Genomic DNA, 8,238 nt, shown 5'->3' with positions numbered 1-8,238 from the left:
CCCATGCCCCATGCCCCATGCCCCATGCCGCAAGTGGCGTAGAGTTTTTAATACAGCAATGTTTTAAGCAGTGTACCACTCTGGACCAACCTTATCTGCATCGCTGACAGCAGTCTCAGTCGCTCTCGTCCCATCCATAGTCCAGATAGTGTCTGCACCACTTGTCTGATCGCGCCAGTAAACGTCAGTTTTGCCATCACCGTTGAAATCGCCAAGCGATGGTATCAACGCTGCACCATTACTTGGTAGAAAAGCTTGACTACTAACTGTTGTACCATCCATCAACCAAGCGGTGTTCTCACCAGTTGCCTGATTGTGCCATAAAACGTCAGTCTTGCCGTCACCGTTAAAATCGCCAATGTTAGATTTCCAGTTTGAGTCAAGTGTTCCCACAGCACCCTCAGTCACTATGATGCCATTTATCTGCCAAATCTTGTTCTCACCAGTTGTCTCATTGCGCCACAGAAGATCAGTGCTCAAATCGCCGTTGAAATCACCACGGGTAAAAGTCCAGCCTACATCTTGTGATTGCAGAGCAAAATTATTTACTTGTGCGCCATCCATAAACCAAACGTTGTTTTCACCCGTTGTTTCATTACGCCAGAAAATGTCGCTCTTGCCATTGCCGTCAAAATCTACCACGGTAGGAGTCAACGCTGTATTTGTACTCTCTAGAACAGTTGCGTTGAGAACTGTTGCGCCATCCATCTGCCAAATAGCATTTTCGCCGCTTGTGCCATTATGCCAGAAGATATCGGTTTTGCGATCGCCATTGAAATCGCCAATGTTAGGAGTCCAAGCTGGATCAACTCTGTCCAGAGCAACTGCACTCGCAACGTTGATTCCATCCATTAGTGCAAGATTATTCTCACCCGTTGTTTTATTACGGAGTAAGAAGTCGGTCTTACCATCGCTGTTAAAATCGGCAGTTTTGTAAGTCCAGGAAGATATGTCAAACTGTCCCAAAGAGCCTTGTTGGAGAACTTGCGTACCATCCATTAGCCGAACCATAATCTCACCGGTTTGAGAATTAACCCAAAGTTTGTCTGTTTTCCCATCACCGTTGAAATCAGGAAGAATCGCCGCATTAGTTAAGTAAGGATTAGGATTTGGATTTGCAGCGGCTACTATAGGCTGGATCAAAGACTTACTTTGGAATGTTTGTGAAGAACTCTTACTCCCAAAAGCATAATCAGAATTTAAATTCTCAATAGAAGATGTCAAGATTTGTGATTTGGCGAAAGAGTCTGTTGCCCATCCAGATGTATTCAAAGATAAATTTGAGGAAGTTTTGCTTTCAAACATGGTGTGCTTTTATGAGTAGTAGTCATCTTTTTTTAACTTTTTTTTGAAATATCTTTCTGTTATTAAATTACATTTGCCGGAGTTTCAATATTTCTTTATAACTATTTTTTTTTAATAAATGTCAGTCTTTAAAGACAAATACTTGTTTTACATAAATGATTTATTATGAACTTTCAAGTGATATATAAACAATTAGAAAATATTTGATTGTACTTTATGTGTGTCAAAATTTATAGATAAAATATCGCTACGCGTAGCTTGCTTCTCCGTAGGGGTACGACAAGCTCAGTGCATCGCTCGGGACTGGGAAAACATTCCCAAATATGTTTGGGGTTAGAGCAAATTCCATAATTTTTCATTTGAATACCCCAATGCCCAATGCCCAATGCCCATTAAAAAAATAAAGAGGCAAATCATTTTTTGTAAACGCTTTACCTCTTAACAATAAATATTTACAACTAAGTTAATGTACGTCCAAGTTGCACATTCACTGGCTAAGACAGTCATTAATCATTTGTCATGCGTCCTTTATAAATACTTTCGACTAATGACAAAGCAAGCACGACAGATCTCATGAATAATTGTGCAATTTAAATGTGTTTTAGCTTAGCAATTACACCTTAGTGCGATCAGTCAAAATCTCATAACCAGTATCTGTCACTAAAACTGTATGCTCAAACTGGGCCGATAGAGCATTATCTACAGTTACTGCTGTCCATCGGTCAGATAATGTCCGTGTATGTCTAGAACCAGCATTCAAAATTGGCTCAATTGCCAGCGTCATCCCTGCACGGAGTTTAACATTAGGCATCTCGCGCGTACGGAAGTTGAATACTGAAGGTTCTTCGTGCAGGTTACGACCAACACCATGTCCGGTAAATTCTTCCACTACACTAAAACCATTGGCTTTTACATGGTCTTCAATTGCCCCAGCTAAGTCAAGCAGGTATACACCAGCTTTGACTTGTTCAATACCTTTATAAAGAGCTTCTTCTGCTACACGAATCAGTTTTGCCGCTTCAGGGGTAACTTCACCGACAGCAATTGTAATACAAGAGTCCCCATGAAAGCCTTGGTAATAAGCGCCTGTATCTACTTTTAATACATCCCCTGTCCGAATAACTTTCTTCGGACTAGGAATACCATGTACAACTTCATTATTAATACTGGAGCAGATAGAACCTGAAAAGCCGTGATATCCTTTAAAGCTTGGTGTTGCATCCATTTCACGGATACGCTTTTCTGCATAAGCATCCAAGTCAGCTGTAGTCATTCCTGGCTTGACTAGCTCCGAAATTTCTTTGAGCACGGTTGCTACAATTTTCGCTGATTGCCGCATAATTTCAATTTCACGCGGCGATTTAATTTCAATTCCTCGGCGTTGTTTTTTTGCAGGAGTAGACTGAGTTGCTTGAGAAAGTAAGTTACTGAGAATGTTCATGGGGGATTAATAATTACTGGCGTCTTGCGACTTAAGTGTGGATGTTTTTTCTAGATTAGTTGAGAAATAATATCTATATTTAAGTTAACTTATTTTTGGTTACACACTCTGCCTCATAGCTTCTGTGCAATGCTTGTTAATTGCCGTGAATAACCGGAGCATTTCTGTCGCTGGTTTGATCAAAAGTATTGGTGGCAGTGGGAAATTATACTAATTCGTAATATTAATTCTTTGTTCTGCCAACACAGCTGGCCCAGCTGTGACGACCACGATTTGGTCTGGGTGAAGTAACTCACGAGCCGCTTGATTTACTTGAGTAAGGGTGACTTGCTGAATTTTTTGAGTAAAAGAGCGCAATTCTACTGCATCCAGTCCATATACTTCATTCATCAGAATTGTATCTGTTAATTCCTCTGGGTTTGCCAGAGAAACGTTGTAGTTGCTGATTAGAGTGTGTTTTGCTGTCTCAACTTCTGGTGCGGTGACGCCTTGTTGATGGATTTGCTGTAGCAATTGGTGGGTACTAGCGATCGCTTTACCTGTATCTTCTGGGCTAGTTTGCATCTCAATCAAAAATGTCCCGACCTTCTGACCTACTTGGAAGTAGCTATAGATTCCATAGCTTAGTCCTTGGCGATCGCGCACTTCTGCCCCTAGCCTACTTGATAGGGTATCGCCGCCCAAAATCTGATTCAACACTAAGGCTGCATGAAACCGGGAATCTTGACGGTTAATACCTGTGTAACCCATATAAGTGATAGCTTGGGCTTTACCCGGTAAAACGGGGTTGACACGCACTATTTTTTCTGGTGGGGACACTGTGGGATATTTTAGCTTTGGTGGTTGCCCAATAACTTGCCAGTCACCAAACTCAGCTTGAAGAAGCGATCGCACTTGGTCGGGATCAAAATCTCCAACCAGCGCGATCACTATCGTGTCTGGACGATAATGTTTTGCCTTGAAATTAATCACATCTTCACGGCTGATATGCTCCAAACTCTCCTGCGTGGGAAAGGTGTGTAATGGATGTTTCTTCGGATAAATAGATTGAACAAACGTTCTTTTAGCTACTTCTAATGGGTCATCTAATTCCAGTTGAAGAGTAGTTAAAGTTTGTTGGTGATTTAGTTCCAACTCTTTTATTGGAAATGTACTATTTCTCACTACATCTGCCAATGTTTCCAGGAGTATGGGTAAGTCTTTTGCTAGACTATCACCCTCGATATGCACGCCTTCGCGGTGAGCTTCAAAGTCCAAAGTTGCCCCTCGTTCTTCTAAGGCTTTGGCAATAGCTAGGACATCTTTGGTTTTAGTCCCATTCATCAAGTTGTCTGCTACAACAGAAGCCAGTCCAGCTTTATCCACTAGGTCAAATTCCGTCCCTGCTTCGATATAGCCGCTCAAAGTTACGGTAGGAGTACTCTTGTCCGGTAACAACAATACCCGCAGACCATTGGCAAATGTGAATTGCTGGGGTAAGATTCGTACGATCGTATCTGTTGCCCAGTCTACAGGTGGTAAGTACTTCAAAACTTCAGACGAAAGCTCAGGTGTGCCAAAAGAGAAATTTTCTGTAGTTTGTGTTAGGTGTGGTTTGTCACCAATCCCTTCGGGTTGCTTCTGGGTTGGTTCAAAAAACCCAACTGTACGTGCTTCTTTTTTGAGGTATTTTTTGACTACAGCCACAACATCTGCCTCTGTTACCTGACTGATGGCTGCTAAATAGCGATCTGTGTAGCGATAATCATCAGCAGTTGTCTCATCAGTACCGAGTTGCATCGCTTGACTAGTGATATCACGGTTACTTAAAATTACGTCTGCTGCCAATTGAGTCTTAGCTCGCTCTACTTCCTCTGGTTTCACCCCTTTTTCTACCACATTGGCGATCGCCCGACTCAACGCTGAATCAATTTTTCTCAATTTTTGACTAGGTGCAGCCGTAACCAACAACTCGTACCAGCCAGATTCGCGCAAACTGGTAACACCTGCTGTTACATCATTAGCTAAACCTGATTCTACCAATACTTGATAAAGACGAGAATTCCGCCCCTCTGTCAAAATGTAATCCATCACATCTAACGCTGGTACATCCGGTTGATTCACATCAGGTAGTGGATACACCACTTGCAATAACTGGCCTGCTCCTGGTTCTCGTAACACTATGGGAGTGCTGAGTGATGAGTAGTTTTGACTCTTGACAGAGGCGATTAATCGCGTCTCTACTCTTGATCCTTGACTCTTTGGTAATTTTCCAAATACTTCTTTAATTATTTCGAGGGTATTTGCAGTTTTAAAATCTCCAACAACCACTAATACAGCATTGTCGGGACTATAGAAATTGTGGTAATACTTTTGTAGCTGCTCTACCTGAAACTTATCTACATCAGCTTTGGTGCCACCCACAGGTAACCCATAAGCATGATTGGGAAATGCCGCTTGCATCACAGCTCTATTGAGGCGGTATTCCGGGCTATTTTCGTAACCCTGTAACTCAGAAATTACTACTCGCTTTTCACTCGCTAGTTGCTCTGCATCAATTAGAGAATTTTGCATTCTATCTGCTTCTAGCACCAAGAGCGCTTTGAGTTTGTCCCGTTCCACAGTGCCATAATATGCAGTTTGGTCATAGCTGGTGAAAGCATTTGAGTCGCTACCAAGAGCACTAAACAAACGTCCAAATTGAATTGGGCGATTTTTCGTGCCTTTAAACATCATGTGTTCCAACTGGTGAGCAATGCCATTTACTCCCGGTTCTTCATTACGCGAGCCGACTTTGTACCACACCTGCACTGTCACCACTGGCGCAGTATGCACTTCTTTTGTCAGGACAGTCAGACCATTCTCCAGCACTATCTTGCGGACGTTCTCTGTCACTGTTATAGGCATAGTTTTTTTTGCTACTAAACTTGAGTGGTTATTTTCCTGATTAGATGTGGTTGCATGTTGGCTCTCCCCAGGTTTACTGATAAGTAAAAACACTGCTATTAACCAAAGGCTTAGCAGTAATAGGGCAAAACGATATTGATACCAGATGGAAAATACAGACATGTATTTGGTAAATATATCTGTAAATGATTTTACATATTTCTTGAGGAGGATGAATAAAGTCTAATTTTTTGTAAAAGTCTTTCACTTCGGCAACATTACAGAGACTGACTGTTTTATCAGCAAAATTAATCAAAAAAAGCTCAATTATTAGATTTTTGCTAAGATTCGGATGAATTCCAAAGGTAAGCCATCAGTATCGGCAATGAAAGCAACTTCGTAAATGCGATCGCCTATCTGCTGCTGTGTCGGTTCTAAAAGTATTTTTAGTGGTGGTAGTTCTGGTTGGCTCTCTGCTGCTAACAATGCACGTTTTTGTAAATTTGTCAACCAACTGGGTAAATCTGGTGTAATCTCAGTTAAATCGAATGAGAGATGATAATAGCCTACATAATGTTCGTCAGCGAATGCATCTGGAGCGGGTTTTGGTTGCGGAATTTGAATTAATTCAATCCTGCCTCCTAATCCTTCCATCCAGCAAGCTAGGGTGTAGCCTGTAGTGAAGCGTTCTGAAACTATAAACCCTAATTGTTCATAGAAGGCGATCGCCCGATGAATATTCGCCGTCCGAATAGAAGCGTGGTGCATAATTTGTCCTCTCTTACAAAGTTCTGAGCGGAGGTTTCATCCGATCAGACTTTGCGCTTTGTTCTCAGTCATTAGTCATTCATTTGTCAAATTACCAATGACCAATGACCAATGACAATTACTCAAATAATCTGAAATAAGGATAGCGCACGGGGACTCCAGGCTCTTTTTCCAAGTCAAAATTAATCACTTCCCAACAGGGATCTTCTGCCGAATCGGGGCTAAACTCTACAGGTAAGCCGTATAGTCGTGCAGACGTAATTTCCGGTTGTCCAGAACGCCAAGGTGTGCTGCGTTCTAAATAGCCACTCATTAATTCCTGATAGCGTCGAGCAATAATCACTCGTGTTGCTCGATAGCCTTGGGTATACAGCTTGTCTAATGCTTCGTGAATTTCAAACCGAATACCATCAGGATGGGTATGTTGCCTATACCATTCATTATTCCACCTTCGCCAATGACGCCCTGACTGTAGATGGATCAATTCTCCATTTTTAGGATTAGCTTCAAACGCGCCATGACGCGGACATAAATAGGTATCTGTTAATGTCAGCGCCGGAATAGTTTGGCGACAATGGGGACACTGTATTTCAGGGCCAAACATTGGGTACTGCAAGCCTGGATTCATCATGAAGTGCGTACAAACATAATTTTGTCTTCACCAGCACCATTGGGTTGGATTTTACACTTCGGCTCCGTCATTTTGGGTTATTTGCTCACTGCTGCACGGACACGGAGTTGCGGCAAGAACATATTTCACTAGTGTCTTCCTCATCGTAGAGACTTGACGCTGTGATATTCTGGTTGTGCAACCAGCCTTAATGGTTGGAGTTTCTCCAGTGTTCCTGGGTACCATATTCATATTCTATCGTGTCTACCGCTTCTTACTGGACATCTGTCGATTTTTCTCAAGCTGCCTTCGTTGCAGCTAATGCTGTCATAGTCGGCTCGGTAAAAATAGCAGCCGGTGCGAGCATTTGGTATGGAGCAGTGGTTAGGGGAGATGTAGAACGCATTGACATTGGCGAATGCACAAATATACAGGACGGAGCCATTTTACATGGCGACCCTGGCTTTCCGACAATCTTAGAAGATCACGTTACCGTAGGGCATCGCGCTGTAGTACATTCCGCATACATTGAACGTGGAACTTTGATTGGCATTGGCGCGGTAATTTTAGACGGGGTACGAGTGGGTACTGGTAGCATTATTGGTGCTGGTGCAGTGGTTACTAAGAATGTACCGCCTATGTCCCTTGTTGTCGGCATTCCTGGAAAAGTTCAGCGTCAAGTCACAGAAGTTGAAGCCGCAGAATTAATCAAACACGCTGAACGTTACCAAAAGTTAGCTTTGGTTCATGCCGGTCATGGGACTGATCTCGGTTTTAGCAAGTCTTAGGGATTGGGGACTGGGGAACAAATTCAATACATGCCCAATGCCCAATGCCCAATTCCCAATTCCCAATGCCCAATCCCCAATGCCCAATAATTTAAACATTCTTTACACATGGATTTGGAAAAATTGCCCACTTCAGCTAAAAATAAAAATGAGAAGAGTTGACAAAAGTTAAATTTCTACCTAGAAGAGAGGCTCTAAACATGGATATTGATTTCCGTATAGCGATCGTTTTAGCACCAATCGCCATTGCTGCTGGTTGGGCAGTATTTAATATTGGTGCTGCGGCTTTAAGACAAATTCAAGGCTTTTTGGATAGGGAAGCCTAAACTCTATTCAATATTATTAATCTTCAACCGGCTGTTTTTCTTCACCGAGACAGTCGGTTTTATTCATCGGATAAGAGTCAAGAGTCAAGAGTCCAGAGGATAGGGAAAAGACTTCCCCCACTCCCCACTCCCCAC

7 protein-coding genes are annotated in these 8,238 nt (G+C 42.4%); 2 read left to right on the top strand and 5 right to left on the bottom strand.

The window, feature by feature from the left end; all coding sequences use genetic code 11:
* Window positions 1-63: 63 nt before the first annotated feature.
* From IQ246_RS27385 to IQ246_RS27365, 5 genes are all read right to left on the bottom strand, one after another.
* A complete protein-coding gene (locus IQ246_RS27385; protein ID WP_194006440.1) occupies window positions 64-1,305 on the bottom strand; it encodes a VCBS repeat-containing protein in 1,242 nt (413 codons plus the stop codon).
* 613 nt (window positions 1,306-1,918) lie between these two features.
* Window positions 1,919-2,746: a type I methionyl aminopeptidase gene (map, locus tag IQ246_RS27380; RefSeq protein WP_194006439.1), complete on the bottom strand. Its 828-nt coding sequence runs from the start codon at window positions 2,744-2,746 to the stop codon at window positions 1,919-1,921.
* Between the two features lie 210 nt (window positions 2,747-2,956).
* Complete coding sequence (locus tag IQ246_RS27375) at window positions 2,957-5,794, bottom strand: pitrilysin family protein (RefSeq protein ID WP_194006438.1); 2,838 nt, start codon at window positions 5,792-5,794, stop codon at window positions 2,957-2,959.
* A 147-nt stretch (window positions 5,795-5,941) separates the two neighbouring features.
* Window positions 5,942-6,379, bottom strand: a complete 438-nt coding sequence (locus IQ246_RS27370; RefSeq protein ID WP_194006437.1) for a VOC family protein — start codon at window positions 6,377-6,379, stop codon at window positions 5,942-5,944.
* Between the two features lie 118 nt (window positions 6,380-6,497).
* Complete coding sequence (locus IQ246_RS27365) at window positions 6,498-7,010, bottom strand: TIGR02652 family protein (protein WP_194006436.1); 513 nt, start codon at window positions 7,008-7,010, stop codon at window positions 6,498-6,500.
* Window positions 7,011-7,249: 239 nt separating this feature from the next.
* On the opposite strand from IQ246_RS27365, the gene IQ246_RS27360 reads away from it, so the two are divergent.
* Together IQ246_RS27360 and IQ246_RS27355 are read left to right on the top strand one after the other, a co-directional pair.
* Window positions 7,250-7,777 carry a gamma carbonic anhydrase family protein gene (locus IQ246_RS27360; RefSeq protein WP_194006435.1) on the top strand — a complete coding sequence of 176 codons (528 nt, stop codon included), beginning with the start codon at window positions 7,250-7,252 and terminating at the stop codon, window positions 7,775-7,777.
* Between the two features lie 200 nt (window positions 7,778-7,977).
* Window positions 7,978-8,103, top strand: coding sequence for a photosystem II protein Y (locus IQ246_RS27355; RefSeq protein ID WP_162398589.1), 126 nt, complete (start codon window positions 7,978-7,980; stop codon window positions 8,101-8,103).
* Window positions 8,104-8,238 lie beyond the last annotated feature (135 nt).

The organism is aff. Roholtiella sp. LEGE 12411 (genome assembly GCF_015206995.1).
Lineage (GTDB): Bacteria > Cyanobacteriota > Cyanobacteriia > Cyanobacteriales > Nostocaceae > Komarekiella.
Note: the sequence above shows the minus strand (reverse complement) of the source record. Positions and strands in the feature narration are given on the sequence as shown.

Coding starts and splice junctions, on each gene's coding strand:
- IQ246_RS27370 (WP_194006437.1), bottom strand. CDS start 6,379: ATGCACCACGCTTCTATTCGGACGGCGAATATTCATCGGGCGATCGCC.
- map (WP_194006439.1), bottom strand. CDS start 2,746: ATGAACATTCTCAGTAACTTACTTTCTCAAGCAACTCAGTCTACTCCT.
- IQ246_RS27385 (WP_194006440.1), bottom strand. CDS start 1,305: ATGTTTGAAAGCAAAACTTCCTCAAATTTATCTTTGAATACATCTGGA.
- IQ246_RS27365 (WP_194006436.1), bottom strand. CDS start 7,010: ATGATGAATCCAGGCTTGCAGTACCCAATGTTTGGCCCTGAAATACAG.
- IQ246_RS27375 (WP_194006438.1), bottom strand. CDS start 5,794: ATGTCTGTATTTTCCATCTGGTATCAATATCGTTTTGCCCTATTACTG.
- IQ246_RS27355 (WP_162398589.1), top strand. CDS start 7,978: ATGGATATTGATTTCCGTATAGCGATCGTTTTAGCACCAATCGCCATT.